The sequence below is a fragment of the Vogesella sp. genome (assembly GCF_046297735.1).
Lineage (GTDB): Bacteria > Pseudomonadota > Gammaproteobacteria > Burkholderiales > Chromobacteriaceae > Vogesella > Vogesella urethralis.
In genome coordinates this window covers 43,581-62,321 of record NZ_JBKBHK010000004.1, presented here as the reverse complement: position 1 = coordinate 62,321, position 18,741 = coordinate 43,581, and the positions used below count along the sequence as shown (strand labels likewise).

General features: G+C 60.9%; 7 protein-coding genes. All 7 read left to right on the top strand.

Features of this window, described 5'->3' with window-relative positions; translation table 11 throughout:
* Nucleotides 1-41 precede the first annotated feature (41 nt).
* The 7 genes from ACK4FZ_RS06335 (at nt 42) to ACK4FZ_RS06305 (ending at nt 18,726) form a co-directional block, all read left to right on the top strand.
* The gene (locus ACK4FZ_RS06335) at nt 42-329 is read left to right on the top strand and encodes a DUF3467 domain-containing protein (protein ID WP_051028601.1); all 288 of its coding nucleotides are present in this window, start codon (nt 42-44) and stop codon (nt 327-329) included.
* 67 nt (nt 330-396) lie between these two features.
* The gene (locus tag ACK4FZ_RS06330; RefSeq protein WP_409818988.1) at nt 397-2,217 is read left to right on the top strand and encodes an efflux RND transporter periplasmic adaptor subunit; all 1,821 of its coding nucleotides are present in this window, start codon (nt 397-399) and stop codon (nt 2,215-2,217) included.
* A gap of 4 nt (nt 2,218-2,221) precedes the next feature.
* Nucleotides 2,222-4,375 (top strand): PqqD family peptide modification chaperone, encoded by a 2,154-nt coding sequence (locus tag ACK4FZ_RS06325; RefSeq protein ID WP_409818986.1) that lies wholly within the window; start codon nt 2,222-2,224, stop codon nt 4,373-4,375.
* Between the two features lie 2 nt (nt 4,376-4,377).
* Nucleotides 4,378-6,354 carry a hypothetical protein gene (locus ACK4FZ_RS06320; protein ID WP_409818984.1) on the top strand — a complete coding sequence of 659 codons (1,977 nt, stop codon included), beginning with the start codon at nt 4,378-4,380 and terminating at the stop codon, nt 6,352-6,354.
* 25 nt (nt 6,355-6,379) lie between these two features.
* Nucleotides 6,380-7,111: an efflux RND transporter periplasmic adaptor subunit gene (locus ACK4FZ_RS06315; protein WP_409818982.1), complete on the top strand. Its 732-nt coding sequence runs from the start codon at nt 6,380-6,382 to the stop codon at nt 7,109-7,111.
* Nucleotides 7,112-7,135: 24 nt separating this feature from the next.
* Entirely contained in the window at nt 7,136-9,193 is a 2,058-nt protein-coding gene (locus tag ACK4FZ_RS06310; RefSeq protein ID WP_409818981.1) for a ShlB/FhaC/HecB family hemolysin secretion/activation protein, read from the top strand.
* A 26-nt stretch (nt 9,194-9,219) separates the two neighbouring features.
* Nucleotides 9,220-18,726 carry a filamentous hemagglutinin N-terminal domain-containing protein gene (locus tag ACK4FZ_RS06305; protein WP_409818979.1) on the top strand — a complete coding sequence of 3,169 codons (9,507 nt, stop codon included), beginning with the start codon at nt 9,220-9,222 and terminating at the stop codon, nt 18,724-18,726.
* The last annotated feature ends 15 nt before the right edge of the window (nt 18,727-18,741 follow it).

Here is an 18,741-nt window from a genome sequence, read left to right as displayed (position 1 = left end):
TCAGGTTTTCCCGTAACCATAGCCAAACGCAAGGAACGAATATGAGCCAGCAACAAGAGAATAACGAAGCCGTTGTACCGCAGATCGTGTGGGATGACTCCCGCATGGTGACGACCTACGCTAACGTGTGCAATGTACTGGGTACCCGCGAAGAGATCATGGTGCTGTTTGGTGCCAACCAGGCTTGGCAAAGCGATCAGAAGCAGGTGCAGGTCACCCTCAGCAACCGCGTGGTGTTGAACCCGTATGCGGCCAAGCGTCTGCTCACCATGCTCGAACTGGGCCTGAAAGAGTACGAAGCCCGCTACGGCGAGCTCAAGCTGGGCTAGCCTTCCTCGTGCCGCCAGCCATGTCGCTGGCGGCTTTTCTTTGTCTGTTGTTCACCGCATGTCCCTCATGACCACAAGCCAAAGCAGTGCGCCCGACACCTGGCTGCAGCTAGCCCGCACCCCGTACAACGATGACGCTTACTGGCAAGCCTGGCTGCAATGCTGTCGCCAGGGGGTGCCGTCCCTGACCGAGCTGGCCATCGTGCTGGCCGAGACGCCGGATGCGGGGCCGTTCGCCCCGGCACTGCTGTGGCCTGATACTGGCGGCGTGTCACCGCTACTGGCCAACCTGTGCGAGCGGGTGCTGGACATGCGATTGCCTCTGCAACAAGTACACGACGGGGTCTTGCTATTGGCGATGCCGGTGCTGGCCGGCGATCAGTTACACGGTGTGCTGGCGGTGGCAATGCCGGCGACCGCTTACGACCGCCATAGTCTGGCTTGGCTGAAGTGGGGGCAGGGCTGGCTATTACCGGCTGGCAGTACCTTGGCCGCAGACCAGGCAGCGTTTACCGAACGGCTTTTGAAGTCGCTGGACCTGTTGATGCTGGTCATCGGCGAGAACTCGGCACACGACGCCGGTCATGCCGTGGTGACGGATATGGCCGTGGCGCTGGGCTGTGATCGCGTGTCGGTAGGTTTTGCCCGGCGCATGACGGTCAAATTGCAAGCACTGTCCCATTCGGCAGAGTTTGCCGGTCGTCAGGATCTGGCGTCATTTTTGACCGATGCCATGAACGAAGCGGCGGACCAAGGGCAGGCGCTGCACTTTGATACGACGGACACGCAGCCTGTTGCTGGCTTGCGTATCGATCGTGCACACCGCGCCCTGGCCGAGCGCTTTGGTGCCGGCTACATCCTGAGCGTGCCGTTTTATCTTGATAAGCAGCGCTATGGTGTGTTTGTGTTTGAGTGGACCGATGCCGGCCTGCCGGACACGGCTCGTGACCTGGCGCAGATGTTGCCCCCCATCGTTGGCCGCATGCTGCTGGACAAGCGACATGCAGAAAGACCATGGTGGCGTCGCGCCATTGATGTAGCCAAGACCGAGCGCGACCGCTTGCTGGGCCCGCTGCATGCCGGGCGCAAGCTCACCGCGATTGTGCTGTTGGGCTTGGGTTTGTTTCTGGCCCTGGCCACTGGCGATTACCGTATCGGCGCCCAGTCCGAACTGGAGGGGGCGGTCAAACGTACCATCGTTGCACCGTTCGACGGCTTTGTGGCCCAGGCATTTAAACGCGCGGGGCAAGTCGTACCTGCCAATGGCCTGCTGGCGCAGCTGGATGACCGTGACTTGCAGCTGGAAGCGAGCAAATGGCGCAGTACGCAGTCGCAGTATCAGAACCAGCTGCAGGATGCCCAGGCACAGAATGACCTGTCGCAAATCCAGATTTCCATCGCCCAGACCGAACAGGCCGAGGCGCAGCGCGCTTTGTCGCAGACCATGCTGGAACGTTCGCGCATTCGTGCACCGTTTGCAGGCTTCATTGTCAGTGGCGACCTGTCGCAGCAGCTGGGCGGTGCCGTGAAAAAAGGCCAGACCCTGTTCGAGATTGCGCCGCTGGACTCGTATCGCGTCATTCTGTATGTGGACGAGGCCGATATCGACGAGATCGTTGTCGGACAGCGCGGCGAACTGATGTTGACTGCGATGCCGGGAGAGCGGCAGCCGTTCCGCGTATCGCTGGTCACTTCGGTAGCCCAGGCGCGCGACGGCAAGAACGTGTTTCGCGTCGAAGGGGTGCTGACTGCCGGCAACAAGACCTTGCGCCCTGGCATGGATGGCGTTGCCAAAGTCCATGTCGGCGAACGCAAGCTGGTGTGGATCTGGACCCATGGCTTGTTGGACTGGCTGCGCTTGAACATCTGGTCTTGGCTGGGGTGGTAAGGCTATGAGCGCATCGCTGTTTTCACCCTCATGGTACCGCGTGGCAGCACTGAAGCCCCGCTTGCGCCAGCAAGCCACCATGGTGCGCCATGTCTACCGTGGCGAGCGCAGTTACATTCTGCAGGATCAGGGCAGTGGCCGCTTTCTCAAGCTGAACCCTGCGGCGTATCAGATCGTGGCGCTGATGGATGGCGAGCTGACGCTGGATGCCATCTGGCAGCGTGCTTGCGAAGTGCTGGGCGATGATGCCCCGACACAAGACGAAGTGCTGAACCTGATGACACAGCTGCACCAGGCCAATGTGTTGCTGACCGATCAGGCGCCCGATCTGGCCGAACTGAACGAGCGACGCCAGCGTCTAGGGCGCATGAAGCTCAAGCAGTACCTGATGAACCCGCTGTCATTGAAGATTCCGCTCTTTGACCCTGACCCGTTCATTACCCGGCTTTACAACGCGGTACCAGCCTGGTTACTGCGCTGGTTCCTGCCCCTCTGGCTGCTGGTGGTCGGTAGCGGTGCGGTGCTGGCCGGCATGCACTGGGACGAACTGACTGCCGATCTCACTGCCCGGGTTTTCCGACCTGATAACGTGCTGATGCTGGCGCTGATCTTTCCGGTGCTCAAGGCCCTGCATGAAATAGGCCACGGTCTGGCGGTGAAAGCTTATGGCGGTAGTTGCCATGAAACCGGGGTGATGATGCTGGTGATGATCCCGGTGCCGTATGTTGATGCAGGCTACGCCATCGGCCTGCCTGCGCGCCGACAGCGCATGCTGATCGGTGCTGCTGGCATGATGACCGAGTTGTTCCTCGCTGCCATCGCCATCTGGTTGTGGACCTGGGTAGCCCCAGGCCTGCCCAAGGCTGCCTTGCACCAGGTCGTCATCCTGGCCGGTGTCACGACCTTGCTGTTCAATGCCAATCCGCTGGTACGCTTTGACGGCTACTACATCCTCTCCGACTGGCTGGAAATACCTAATCTTGGCCAGAAGGCTAATCAATACATGGCTTACGTGTTCAAGCAGCACGTTTTCCGTGTGCGCAGTGAGCAAACTCCGCCACCCACCACGCCGCGCGAGAAGGGCTGGCTGGTGTTTTACGCTATCGGCTCGTTCTGCTATCGCATTCTGTTGTCGATCTCCATTGTGTTGCTGGTGGCGGAACGTTTCTTTTTCGTCGGCGTTCTGCTGGCGATCTGGAGTGCATTCAACATGCTGTTGTTGCCGTTATGGCGCCAGATCCGCTTCTTGCTCGATGACCCGGTATTGCAGGGCGTGCGTGCCCGGGTGCTGACGCTGACGGGTAGCTTGGTACTGGCCTTGGTGCTGTTGCTGACCTTGTTGCCGGTGCCGTCATGGACGATGGCTGAAGGTGTGATCTGGATGTCGGAGCAATCGCGGGTGCGCGCCCCGGTCAGCTGTATCGGTAGCCGCGTACTGGTGCCGTCCGGTAGCGAAGTCCGTCGCGGCCAACCTTTGCTGGCTTGTGACGAGCCGGAGCTGGCAGCCATGCTCGCAGAAACCCGTGCCAAGATTGCCGAGATGGAAAGCAAGCGTGACAAAGTGCTGTTGACCGACCGTGTGCAGGCCCAGATTGTCGACGCCGAAGTGGGCTATCACCGCAATCGTCTGCACGACTTGCAGCAGCGCCAGGACGCGCTGGTCATCCGTAGCCCGCTGGCTGGCCGTTTCGAAGTGTCGTCCACCCTGGACTTTGTCGGCGCTTACGTGGCACGGGGTGATGTCGTCGGCTACGTTCTGGATCCCTCGCGTTACACCTTGCTGACCGTGGTACCGCAAGCCGATGTCGATCAGGTTCGGCGGCGCAATATCGGGGTGGAAATTCGCAGTGCAGTGGATGTCGGTAGCCTGATCCCGGCCACCATGGTACGCGAAGTGCCTGGTGCCACCCGTGATCTGCCAAGCCTGGCGCTGTCCTTGCAGGGGGGCGGCAAAATCGGTCTGGACCCGGAAGCCAGCCGCGAAGCGCCGGTCGCGCTGAATTCGCTTTTCCAGTTCGAGCTGCGTTTTGATAACCGTGCCGTGCCGCGTACCTTGGGCAACCGCGTCTACGTACGCTTTATCCAGCAACCTGAGCCGCTTGCCAGCCAGTGGTATCGGGCGCTGCGCCAGATGTTCATCAAACGCTTTGCGGTGTAGTCATGTTTGCGCTTTCCTTGCTTGCAGATCTTTACCCACAGCGCCGTGACTGGCAGGACCGAAGCTGGCTAGACCGTCAGAGTGAGCGCCTGCGTACCTGGCTGCAAGCGAAGCTGGGCCTTTCAGCCTGGCGTCTGAACCGTTTTGTACGCCGGGTAGACGCAGCGCAGCCGGCTATTGATGCGATGAGCGAGCAAGCATTGCAGGCTTTTGGTGCAGAGCTCCAGTTGCAGTTGCGCCGTGACGGGCTGCAAGACAAGCACGTTGCACCAGCCTTTGCCTTGGTACGCCGCCGGGCGGGCGAGCTGCTGGGTAAACGCCATTTCCCCACCCAGCTCAAGGGTGGCTACATCCTGTTGCAAGGTTTTTTGCTGGAGATGGATACCGGTGAAGGCAAGACGCTGACGGCCACGCTGGCGGCGGCGGTAGCCGCCATGGCCGGGCGCAAGGTGCATGTGGTGACGGTGAACGACTATCTGGCCGAGCGTGACGTGGCATTGATGGCGCCGCTATATCACGCGCTGGGCCTCAGTACCGGTCTGGTGCTGGAAAGCATGAAGCCGGATGAAAAAAAGCCCGGTTATCAGGCTGATATCGTGTACTGCTCCAATAAATCGGTTGTGTTTGATTACCTGCGCGACCGCCTGGCCCTGGCTGACAAGATGTCGCCCATGCAGCTGGCTTTGGGCCGGTTGAGTGGGCGCAGTGCCGCCAATATCCTGCTGCCGGGTTTGCAGTTTGCCATTGTGGACGAGGCCGACAGCGTGTTTATCGACGAAGCGCGGACGCCGCTCATTATTTCGGCCAGTCGCCCGGGCAGTGAAAGCGAGGCCTACTATCGCCAAGCTATCGAGCTGGCGCGCGCCCTGCAGCCTGGCGTGCATTTCTCACAAGCCGGCCCCGGTGCGCACCCGCATCTGAACGGTGCCGGTCGCGACGAGCTGGCCAGGTTGGCCGCACACCTGCCACCGGTCTGGCGTGCACGCAATCGTCGCGAAGAGGTAGTCGGCATGGCGCTGATGGCTTGTCACGGTCTGCGCCGTGATATCGATTACATCGTCACCGACGGCAAGGTGCTGATCGTAGACGAAAACACCGGCCGTACCATGGCAGACCGCTCTTGGGAGCGCGGGCTGCACCAGATGGTGGAGGTCAAGGAAGGCTTGCCACCGGGTGACGAGCGCGAAACGCTGGGCAAGATCAGCTACCAGCTGTTTTTCCGCCGCTATCTGGTGTTGTCCGGCATGACCGGCACCTGCCGCGAGGTAGCGGGAGAACTGGGCGAGGTCTACGGGCTGGGCGTGGTGCGTGTGCCGCCGTACCGTCGCTCGCGGCGCCGCTATTTGGGTGCCAGGCTGTTTGCCACTGCCGACCAGCGTTGGACGGCGGTGATCGCTGCCGTTCAGAAAATGCAACAGCACGGCCGGCCGGTGCTGATCGGTACGCGCAGTATCAAGGCCTCCGAAGCGCTATCGCTGCGTTTGCAACAGGCTGCGATCGCCCACCGCGTGCTGAATGCCAAGCAGGATGCACAAGAGGCTGAAGTGGTAGCGCGGGCCGGCGAGCCAGGCGCGGTTACTATCGCGACCAATATGGCTGGGCGGGGCACTGACGTGCTGTTGCAGGATGACGTCAAAATGAAAGGTGGCCTGCATGTGATCCTGACAGAGCGTCACGACAATGCACGCGTTGACCGGCAATTGATTGGCCGCTGTGCCAGGCAGGGCGACCCCGGCAGCTACGAAATCATGCTGTCTCTGGAGGACGATCTTGTCGTGCAATTTATAGCAAGATTTAATGCTATATTATCGAGATCGTTACAAACTACCAACAATAATTGGGCTAGCAACATCGGTTTGCTGTACTACCGCGCCGCCCAGCGTTATGTGGAATGGCAGCACCGACGCCTGCGCCAGCACATGCTGAGTGCGGATTTCAAGTCGCGCCAGGCACTGTCCTTTTCGGGGCAGTCCGAATAATGCGGCACTAGGGAAACTCTGGAAAATGATAAAAAGCCTTACTCGTCCTGGCCTGCTCGCGGGCGGATTGCTGCTGGCCTTGCCGGTGTGGTCGTGGGCTGCAGCGGCAGCGACAACCTGCCTGATCGTGCCTTCGCTGGAAGTGAATGTGGGTACGCCGGTAGACGGTGTGCTGGGCCAGGTCCTGGCGGACCGTGGTGATGTAGTGCGCGCCGGTCAGTTGCTGGCCAGGTTGCAAAGCGGCGTAGAAGAGGCAGCTGTCGAGTACCAAGCGGCCAAGGCGCAGTTTGGTGCCCGCAAAGTGCAGCGCAACCAGGAGTTGCAAAAAAAACAGCTTATTTCGAGCCAGGAGCTGGACGAGATGAGTACCGAGTACAAACTGTCGGAATTGGAACTGAAAGAGCGCCGCGAGCAGTTGCGTTTGCGCAGCTTGTTCAGCCCGATCAACGGCGTCGTGGTAGACCGTTACCGTCAGCGTGGCGACTTGGTGAAGCAGGAGCGCATCTACCGTATTGCCCAGCTTGACCCGCTGTACGTGGAAACGGTCGTGCCTGCTGCCATGTTCGGCAAGATCCGCAGCGGCCAGAGTTACGACGTGACACCCCAGTTGTCCACCACCCCCTTGAAAGCCAGGGTGGCCAATGTTGACAAGGTGATCGATGCAGGCAGCGGCTCGTTCCGTGTGCGTCTGGTCTTGCCTAATCCCAAGTATGCGTTGCCGTCCGGGCAGCGTTGCAAGGTTGCCTTCTCCGAATAATCGCGCCGGGCTCATCACAACACCATGGAATACTCCCCTCTGAATGCCAGACAGTGTCGTACCCGCGCCTTTGGGGCGCCAGTGGCTGCCTTGACCCTGCTGCCACTATTGCTGCCGGCCAATACCGTTGTTGCCGGTGTTACCCAGACGCCGGCATCGCAAGACGTTGGTGTCATTTTCAACGCACAGAAACAGGCGCCCGCCAGCTTGTTTCCGCGCAAGCGTGACAAAGTGCAGTTGCGAGCCAGCATTCCGCCAGTCAGCACTGATAACGAGAGCATCCGCTTGTCTGTTGGCGGGTTCCGTTTTGAGGGTGATGCGGCCATTGATCAGCAAGCCCTGCAGCGTATGCTGCAGCCATGGCAAGGGCGTGATCTGAGCTTTGCGGAGTTCGAACAGGCTGTGCACCAGGTGGCTGATTACCTGCGCAGCAATGGTCATCCGTATGCCGAAGTGAGCATGAACCGTGCCTTGCTGGGCGAAGGCACGGTAGCCATTGCCGTACAGGGCCTTACGCCCAAACCGGAGCCGGTTGTGCCGCAGGTACTGGTTACCGGCTTCAGTTTTGAGGGGCTGACGCTGGCCAGCGCGGAGGAAATGCAGTCGGTGCTGAAGGCGCAGCTGGGGCAGCCGTTGAGCTTGCCGCAACTGGAGGCCGCAGCACAGCAGGCTGCAGCACACTTGCGTGCCAAGGGTTATCCGTTGGTGCAGGCTTATCTGCCACCGCAGAGAATTCAGGATGGTGTAGTACGCATTGCCCTGCAGGAAGGGGCGCTGGATGGCGCTTCCGGCAGTAAGGGCATCGTGGTACGCAGTAATGCCTCGCCGGTAAAAGACAGTACCGTGGCGGCACTGCTGGCGGAAGGTGCGCCAGCTGGCAAGCCTATCCAGGCGGCGGCACTGGAGCGTGCGTTGCTGGTGGCAGGGGAAGTGCCGGGCATCAAGAAGGTACAGGCCGAGCTGACGCCGGGTAGCGTGGCCGGTACCACCAAGGTGGAAGCTGACGTGGAAAGCGCAGGTTTGGTCGCCGGTGCGGTCTGGGCCGACAACTACGGTAACCGCCATGCCGGGGTCAATCGTCTGAATGCGCTGCTGAACCTGAATAGTCCGCTGGGTTACGGCGAACAGCTGTCAGTGAATGCTACCAAATCCGACAGTCTGGAAAGCGGCAAAGTGGCCATTCAGCTGCCGCTTGGCAACCGTGGTGCGAAGGTGGGGGTGTCGGCTTCCAGCATGAATGTCGATATGGGCATTACCACCGATGTACCGCGTAATCTCAGCGGTGACACCAAGGTGGTATCACTGTTCGGTAGCCTGCCTATGACCCGCTCTGCTACCGCCAATACCACGCTCACCGCTAGTCTGGACCAGAAAGACTTGAAAAACAGCCTGAGCACGCTGGCACTGGATGATCGCAAGATCACCATGCTCAGCCTGGGTGTCAACGGTGATCGCTACGACAGCTGGGGCGGGCGTCTGGGCTGGAGTGTCGTGTTGGCCAGCGGCGACAACGATCTGTCCGGTGACCTCGGCTATGCCGCACTGGATGCTGCCTCGGCGCGTACCGGTGGCAGCTTTCAGAAGCTGAACGTGGCGCTGAGCCGCCTGTCGCGCCTTGATAAGGCGGGTGACTATCAGCTGGCGCTGTCGTTGTCGGCGCAGCTGGCAAGCAAAAACCTGGATAACAGTGAAAAACTGCAACTGGGTGGCCCCAGTGGTGTCCGTGCCTACCCGATGGGTGAAGGGCTGGGCGATGACGGCTGGCTGGCTAGTGCCGAAGTGCGTACCGCGCTGGGCAAATTTGCTGGTGGCGATGTCACCTTGTTCGGCTTTGTCGACGCCGGTGGCGTTAAACAATACAAACACACTTGGAACGGCGCCTTGCTGCCTGGCAAGCCCAACCAGTACACGCTGGCCGGTGCTGGTGCCGGCCTGAGGCTGAGCTACGACGACAAAGGTGGTGTCAGCATCACCGTGGCCAACAAGCTGGGTAATAACCCGAACCAGAGTGCCAACAATACCGACGCTGATGGCCGCAACCGTGCTGCCCGCGTTTGGGTAATCGGCAATATCGCCTTCTGATCGTGGCCGCTGAACGGATAAAGACAATGAAAGCAAACCACTCGCATAACGCCGGCAATCTGGCTATCCGTACGCTGCCACTGCTGGTGGCTATGGCATTCAACCCGGCATTGGCTCAGGTAGCCAGCAATGCGCTGCCTTCCGGTGGCCAGATTGTTGCCGGCCAGGGGGCGTTGCAACAGGCTGGCAGCACGCTCAATGTGTTGCAGAACAGCCAGCAGATGATTACCAACTGGCAAAGCTTCAATATTGGCCAGCAGGCTACGGTCAATTTCATTCAGCCTAATGCGAGTGCACTAGTGCTCAACCGGGTCATCGGTGCGGACCCGTCGCAAATTTTTGGTCAGATGCGTGCCAACGGCCAGGTCATGCTGATCAACCCGAACGGCATCCTGTTCGGGCCGACAGCCCAGATTAATGTCGGTGCGCTGATGGCGGCGTCGCAGTCGATCAGTAACGAAGACTTTCTTGCTGGCAAGTTCAAGCTCGACGGTGCCAGTCAGGCGGTGCGCAATGCTGGCAGCATCAATGCTGCCGAGGGCGGCTACGTGCTGCTGGCGGGTGCCCAGGTGGATAACAGTGGCACCATTACCGCGCATAACGGTAGCGTGGCATTGGCCGCAGGCCGGGACGTCAGCGTGACGGTTGGCCAGACCGGCCTGCTCAAGGTGAAAGTGGATGCTGCTGCCGCGCAGGCCAGCATCAATAATGCCGGCGCGCTGGTGGCAGATGGCGGCCAGGTGTTGCTGACGGCCAGCCAGGCTGCTCCGCTGGCGTCGGTGGCGATTAACCAGGCCGGCGTTGTACGTGCTGATACGTTGAACCAGAAACAAGGCGAGATCTGGATTGACGGTGGTGACGGCAAGGTAGTGCTGGCAGGGGAGACGCGCGCGCAAGCAGCCAGTGGTCAGGGTGGCCGCATTGTAGCGACAGGTGGCGATGTCGATGTTAGCGGTAGCGTCAATACATCCGGTGCTGAAGGCGGTGGCCAGGTGTATCTGGGCGGCGGCTGGCAGGGCAAGGACCCTGCCATTGCCGAGGCCACCAGTGTTCATATCCGACAGGGGAGTCTTGTGGCCGCCAATGCCACCGTGGCGGGTGATGGTGGTACGGTGGTGGCCTGGTCTGCGGATGCTACGCGCCTGGAGGGCCGTATCGAGGCACGCGGCACTGCGCAAGGCAAAGGCGGCGAAGTGGAAACCTCCAGCCGCGGTGTGCTCGGGGTATCTGGCCGGGTGGATGTTGCCGCAGACAGTGGCCAAGGTGGCCGCTGGTTGCTAGACCCGACCGATATCACGGTAGTCGGAGGCGCTACCGGCACCGCCTGGGGCACGGCTAATGGCCAGTCCGGCGCCGTGAACAATGTGCTTGCCAGCAGTATTGAAGCTTCGCTGAATGCAGGGAGCAATGTCGAGTTACTGGCAACAGGCGCCATCACCATCCAGAGCGACATTTCCAAGACGGCTGGCGGTAACGCCTCTCTGGGCCTGAGCGCCGATGGCAATATCCTGCTTGATAGTGGTGCCGACATCTCGTCTACCGCAGGCAAGCTTAACGTGGATTTTGGCACCGCCAGCAAGACGGCGGGCACTGCTACCCTGAAGGGTACCGTCAATACCAACGGCGGCAATGTGACCTTTCACAAGGAAGCCGTCCTGGCGCACGCAACGCCTATTTCCACCAAAATTACCCAGACCAGTAGTGACGCGTCGGGTGACATCACATTCAATAAAGACGTGACGTTGGCCGCACAGGCCTACAGCGTGGCGTTGAACGCGCAAGGTGCCCAAAGTGGTGCCAATTATACCGGTGCCGGTGGCAATATCATTTTCAACGGCAGCATCACTTCGGCCAAACCAGACCTGGTGCCACTCTCGCCTCAAGCCCTGTCACTGGATACCACTGGCATCACGGCTGGCAATATCGTACTGGGCGGTCAGGCCAGCGACCGTATCGGTGGCGGCGGTAACGAAGCGCTGCGCAGTCTGACGCTGGCTGGCGACACCAATATTGCGCTGCAAGCCGGTACCATCAACCTGCTTAGCTCCAGTGGCGATGTCCTGACGGCTTCCAACATCGCTGGTATCACGACCACGCTGACGCTGAATACCGATACCGTCATCAATGTGGGCGGCGGTAGCATTCCGGGTGTGGCCACTGGCTATACCGACTATCGCCAGCAAACCTTCAATATCAGTGGCCAGGCGCATGCGCTTACCATCAACTCGGCGCGCTCGATCAAGCTGAAAAACACCGGTATCGATGTCAGAACCCTCAGCCTGAACGCTTTTGCCGATAGTGCTGCCACGGCGGGTGGCGTGTTACTCGATAATGCCAGTCTGACTACTCGTGGCGGTAGTCTGTTTATCGGCAAAGATGGTGGGTTTGCGACTGGCTTTGGTGCCGATGCCGACGGTGTTACCGACGGCGTACGCTTGAGTAATGCCGTCATTAATACCCATGGCGGCAGCTTGCAGATCAGCGGCCAGGCACCCACCAGCAGCAGTGCCGGAGCGGGCGTGAAGATCACCGGGGCAGCCACCGTGATCAGCACCGGCGCAGGCGACCTGACGATCAGCGGCAAAGTGAACCATCAGGCGGGGTCTGGTAACAAGGACGGCGTAATCATCGGCGAAGATGGTGCCTCCCGCGTTACGCTGCAAACGGCTAGTGGCAAGCTCACCATCGATGGTGACGCCAGCGGCCTGACCAGCACGCCTACCGGCGGTACCCGCTACGATGGCGTGATCATTTCGTCCAAGGCACTGATCAAGACCGATAGCGGCGATATCCAGATTACCGGCAAGGGCGGTGGTGGCAGTCATGCCTTCCTGACCGAAAACCATGGTATCCGCATCGAAGATACCGAAACCAGCATTCTGTCCAATAGCGGTGACATTACGTTGTCTGGTACGGCAGGTGGCAAGACCAGCGCTACCGGTGGCGAGAACAGCTTTGGCATCTACGCCAAGGGCCAGACCATGTATCTGGGCAGCTCTGCTACCGAGAATGTGGCCGCTACCGGCGTCGTGACGCTAGAAGCCGATAGCATGCAGCTGGTCAATAGTTCGGATTTCCACTTGAATGTCGCCAGCAGCGGCGAGCTACGCGTGCGACCGCTGACTGCCAGCCGCAATATCGATATCAGCAGCGCGGGTGCAGTAGACAAGCTGTATCTGGGTAACGACTGGTTCAATGGCAGCAGCCGGGCCATTTTCCGCCCTGGCTTTGGTAGCGGTAATGCGGCCAACCCCGGTATTACGTTGGGTCGTAGCGACGCTACCGGCAGCCTGACCATAAGCAGTGCTACCACCCTGCGCGATAATACCGCCTTGGTGATGGGCGGCTCGGGTGGCAAGGTGCTGATCAACGCCGCGCTGACCGTCAAGGCCAGTGATGCGGCCCAAAGCCGCCAGCTGGTGCTGGACGTGAACGGCGGTGCAACGGGCAATGGTCTGATCAATACCAACAAGCTGTTGTTGAACGGCAGTGGCGATGTGGTGCTGGGTGGCGCCAATCTGGTCGATACCCTCACCGCCAACCTGGCAGACCGCCTTGACTTTACCAACGCCAAATCGCTGCAGATTGGTCAGGGTAGCTATGTGCGAACCAATGACCCGTTGGCGGCCAACCTGCAGCCCAATACACAGACCACCACCAGCAGTGACGGTATCGTCACCAGCAACGATGCGGTCAATATCACGCTGAGCAACGGCGATCTCACCTTGGACCGCAGCATTAGTGTGGGTAGCGCCACGCTGGCATTGACAACCCAGGCCGGTGGCATTGTCGAGCAATCGGCAGCCATCATTACCGCAGACAAACTGGCGCTCAGCAGCCAGGATAGCGTGACGCTGGATAACACCAACCAGATCAACGTACTGGCGGCCAACGTGAGCGGCAGCAGCGCCGACCTGAAACTGACCAATGGCAAATCGCTGCTGCTGGACCGCGTGGCGGTGACGCCGCTCAGCGCCGACAGCAGTGCCACCGTGACCGCAGGCAGCACGCAGCAGCGCGATGGCGTCAGCGTAAATAATATGGCCCGCCTGAACCTGACGGCTGGCGATCTTAGCCAGTCCGCCACCGCCGGCCAGGGCCGGGTAACGGCGGCCAACGTCAAACTCACCCTGGCTAGCGGCCAGGTGGCGCTGAACGACAGCAGCAATGACATCGGCACCCTCGCGGCCACGCTGCAAGGCAGCGGCCAAACCCTGAGCGTGAAAGACAAAAACGCGTTGCAGGTTGGCACGGTAGACGGCAGCAATGGCGTGCAGACCACCAACGGCGACATCACGCTGGAAGCCTCGGCCGACGCCGTCTCCAGCGCGGGTGACCTGCTGCTGGCCCAGCAAGTCAACGCCGGCACTGCCGACGTGCGCCTGGCTTCCGGTAAAGGGGCCATCAACGAAACGGCAGCCAGCGGCATGATCACCGCGAACGAGCTGAAACTGGTGGCCGTGAATACGTCCACGCTGGACAGCAACAATGCGGTAGACGAAGTGACCGCCAGCATCAGCGGCAGCGGCCAGGGCGTACGCCTGAGCAATACCCGCAGCCTGGTCGTAGGCGACCTGGACAGCCAGACCGGCATTACCGCACCTGGCGACGTGCGCCTGACGCTGGCGGCAGGTGATGCCAGTGTGCGCAACTTGACGCAAACGCAAGACATCAAGGCAGGCGGCCTGAACGTAGCCAGCGACACCGGCGATATCATGCTAGAGCGTACTACTAACGAAATCGGCAAACTGGCCGCTCGTCTGGACGGTGCCGGCAAAGCGCTGAAGCTGAAAGACAAAGACGGCATCGAGATTGCTAGCGTCGATGGCCGCAGCGGCCTGCAAACCAATGGCGGTGACATCAACCTGGTGGCTGCCGCCGATGCTGCCAGCACTAGCGGCGACTTGGTGATGACAGCTGATGTCAGCACCGGTGGCAGTGACGGCGTAGTGCGCTTGTCTTCGGCCCAGGCCGCTGTCAGCGGTGGTGGCAAACTGACTGCCAAGGCCTTGCTGGCGCAGGCGGTGTCCGGCGTGAATCTTTCCAGCAAACTGAGCAATGTGGAAACCGTAGCCGGTACGGTCAGTGCTAGCGGCGTGTTCAGCTACAAGGATATCGATACGCTGGAGGTGGGTAGCGTGGCCGATGCGGCCAACGTGGCGGTAAGCGGCATCAGTACGCATAGCGGTAATGTACAGGTATCGGTAGCTGAAGATGCCACCGCTACGGGGGGCGACCTGAACCTGACCCAATCGGTAAGCGCGGGTGGCAGCGGCAAGAATATTGCCCTGCAGGCTTACAAAGGCAAGGTCACCGAAACGGCCAATGTGAGCCTCAGTGCCGACCAGCTGCAGTTGCTGGCTCGCGATACTACCGCGCTGACCAACCCGGCCACCGGTAGCGGGGTACACAATATCGGTACGCTGGCGGCGACCATCACCGGTGCCGATCAGAGTCTCACTTACTTCAATAGTGGTGCCTTGACTGTAGGCAGCGTGACGGCCAACGATACGGTGAACCCGTTGCATGGCGTGACCACCGCCAGTAGCGGTCACATTGCCATCGCCACCGGCAACGGCACGCTGACGCTGGACAAGAATGTGAGTGCGGGCGGTGCAGGCTCGGTAGACCTGCGTGCCGGCAGCAGCGGCAGCGATATCGTATTCAATGGTGGCCAGGCTAAATCCGGCAGTGGCACCGTGCAGCTGGTCTCTGCGCGCGATATCAGCACCACCACCAATAACAGTCAGGTCAACGAACTACAGACCACCGGCAATGTGTTGCTGCAAGCTGGCCGCAGCATCGGCGCCGACGGCAAGCGTATTGAAGTGGCCGATGCCGACAAGCTGGCCGCCGGGGCTGGTGGCGACGTCTGGCTACACAAGACCCGCCAGACGGGCAGTGGCGATGTGAAAGTGGATGCCGTTGCCCAAACCACTTACAACAGCAGCAGCTTTGGTGGCGCAGCCAGCGACCAGTCTGGCGTGCGTGCTGCCGGCAATATTGCGCTGAACGTTGCCGACGGCCAGCTTGCCATCAACCGCGATATCGTCGCCACGCAAGGTGGCAGCATTGACCTGCGTACTGGCGCCAGCAACAAGGACATTGTTTTTGCTGCGGATGCCGGTGTGGAAAGCAGTGGCAGTAGTGGTGATCGCCGCATCCAGCTGATCAGTAGCGGTAATGTACTGGCCAGCGGCGTGGACGCCGACAGCAATAATGAAATTCGTACCGGTGGCAATGTTTTGATTTCGGCCGCAGGCCGCGTTGGCAGCAGTGGTCAGCGCATAGAAACCAGCGCCGTTGATACCCTGGCGGTCGAGAGCGGTAGCGAGCAGTGGTTGCGCCAGCATAACGGCAGCCTGACCCTCGGTAGTGTGGCGGCACTGAGCCCGTCCGATAACGCGCTGACCCGTACTGCGGCCAACCTGTCCGGTTTGGTGAGCAAGAGCGGCAATAGCGCGATTCATCAGGATGTCAGCGCCGGTCAGCTGGTAGTAGACAAAACCGTGTCTGCCAGTGGCAGTGGCCAGGTGGACCTGCGCGCCAGTGCCGCCATGGTCGTGCAGTCTGGTGCCAATATCACCTCGCAAAGCGGCAATATCCTGCTGTCTACCGGCGCTACCTTTAGTGCCACTGATAACAGCCAGGGCGTGCAGACCATCCGTACCGCCGGCGGTACGCTGGTCATCGAATCCAGTGGCGCCATCAATCTGAGCCAGGGCCGTCTCGACACCTCGGGGGCAGCGGCAGGCCAGGGCGGCGAAATCTATCTGCATAATGCCGGCGCCAATGGTGCCATTACCGTCGGCCAGAGCATCAAGAGCCAGGGCGGCAGCAACGCCAATGGTGGTACCGTGACCCTGCGCAACCAGAATGGCAACATTCTGCTGGCCAATACCATCGACGTGACACGCGGGATGGGTGGTGCAAGCGACGGCAGCATCCAGCTGCAAGCACATGGCGACATTACCGATACCGCCAGCGGTCTGCTGGTAGGCGACAGCAATGGTGAACTGTCGGTAAGCAGCAGTGATGGCAGAATCAGCCTGCTGGCCGGCAGCAACGGTGGCCACCAGATGGCGACGGCAGCCTTTGCCACCAGCGCCAGCGGCAAAACGGCCACTGTGGATTACCGCGACAAGACCGCGTTGACCGTGGGTACTGCCGGTGGCAAGGGCTCGGCCCTGGCCGGCCCGCTGGCCGCACCGAGCAGCCAGGTGGCAGCGGTGTCTGGTGTACGTACCGTTGCCGGTGGCGCGCAAGGTAGTGTGGTGGTGCAGAGTGGCGGCGCACTGACAGTAAGCCAGGCTATCCAAACCCAGCCGGCTGCCGGTACCGGCGGCAAGGTAACGTTGCGCAGCGACGGCGCCCTGCAAACCCAGGCCAGCATCGATACCTCGGGCAGCGTAGCCGGTGGCGACGTGTTGCTGGAGCGCACCGGCAGCGGTGTCGCAGACATCACCGTGGCAGCCGCCATCAATAGTAATGGTAGCCAGGGCGGTAGCGTTACCCTGCAGAACATGGCAGGCGGGCTGCTGCTCAATGGCCAGATCGACACCGACGGCAGCAGCCAGGGTGGTCGTATCCAGCTGTCCAGCAGCGGTGACATCAGCCAGAGTGCAGCGCTGAAAGCCAGTGGTGGTGGGGCTGGTGCATTGAAGGTCATCAGCGCCGGCCAGGTCACGCTGGAACACGCGGGTAACAATGTCGATACGCTGGCGGCCAGCCTGAGCGGCAGCGGCAAGGCGTTCAGCTATCTGGATGTAGATGGCCTGAGCGTGGGTGGTGTGCCTGCCCATGAGGGCCAGGCGGCTATCGCCGGTATCAGCAGCAACAACGCCGACATCACCCTGCGCAACCAGGCCGCTGATATCACCGTGGCGCAAGCCGTGGCAAGCCAGGGTGGCAAGGTAGTGCTGAATGCTGCACAAGACGCGCTGGTGAATGCCGATGTGCAAACCGCTAACGGTAACGCCACGCTGAATGCTGGGCGCAACCTGATCCAGAACGCAGGTAGCTTGCTGGCGGGTACCGGTCGCGCCACCGTGACCGTGGGTGGCGCAGCAACCCAGGCCGGGGTTGGCCGCATCGAGGCGGGCGAGCTGGCACTCAGCGCGGTGAACAACAGCAGCCTGCAGCAAGCCAATAATATCGGCACCCTGGCAGCCAACATCAGCAACGGCAGCCTGCAGCTGCGCGATACCGACGCTTTGCGTGTGGGCACGATAGGCAGCCTCAGCGGTGTCACTAGCAATGGTATGCAGCACATCAGCGTAGACGGTGGTGACATCGATGTAGCACAAGCCATGCAGGCCAACGGGGGGGCACTGACGCTGCTGGGTGGTACCGGTGCCATCAGCATCAACGCTGGTCTTACTGCCAATGGCGCAGACCTGACTGTGCGCAGCACCAACGGTGCCATTGCCCTGAACGGTGATGTGAACGCTGCAGGCAGCACGGCCACGTTGGCCGCAGGCGGTGCCCATGGCCAGCTGCAACTGGTGGCCAACGTCCGTGCCGATACGGTACTGCTGGATGCGGCGCAGGATATCCTGCAGCAGGGTTCGGGTGGCTTGTCGGCTACCCGTACCGAGATCAAGGCCGGTGGCAGCGCCCGTCTGGAAGGCAGCAATAACCTGGCGGGCATCCTGGCGGCGCGTACCGGTGGCCAGCTGCGCTATCAGGACGCGGGCGACCTGACTGTGGCTACGGTGAACGGTAGCCAGGGCATCCAGACTGGCGGCACCCTGTGGGTACGTGCCAAAGGCAATGTCACGCTGGATCAAAGTGTTAGTGCGGCAGGTGGCGGCAATAACGCGCTGGTATTGGTGGCCGGCAAGCGCCTGCTGAACAATGCCGGCAGCAACGCCCTGCAGGCCAGCAACGGCCGCTGGCTGGCCTACGACGATAACCCGCTGCTGCTGAGTAACAATCTGAACTACACCTTCCGCCGCCTGGCTACCCACTACGACCGCTACAACGAGTTTCAGGTGGCGGAGCAAGGTAACGGCTATCTGACCACGGCAGTCATCGGCTTTACCGAGCAGTACTCGCGCCTGAACGGCGGTGCTGCCGAAACGCCTGATGCCGTGCAAGGCATTGCGCTGTCTGGTGGCATTACCCGAAACCGTGTGCTGGAAGTGCCGGTACGACAGTCGGATTCGGCCTATGCTGTGGTGCTCAGTCGTCCGTCGCTGGCCAATCCGCAGCTGTCCGCCAATGGCCCGGTGATTCAGTCCACCTTGCCACTGGTGTTGCCGGTGCAACCGGGGCGTGACTTTGTTGCCAGCTTCCGCGACCTGATCGGCGATGCCACCATCGAGTCGTTGCGCATGGCTGACGGCAGCGAACTGCCAGGCTGGCTGCTGCTCAATAGCAGTGATCAAACGCTGGCAGGCAGCTTCCCGAAAGAGCTGAATGCGGCCGTCAAATTGCAGGTACGGGTGATGGATGCGGGCAGCTCGGACATTTACCCCGTGGAACTGACCATCGTGCCGCGCGATCGTATGGCAAGCGTGGGTTACTATTGAGCTTTAGCCGGTAAT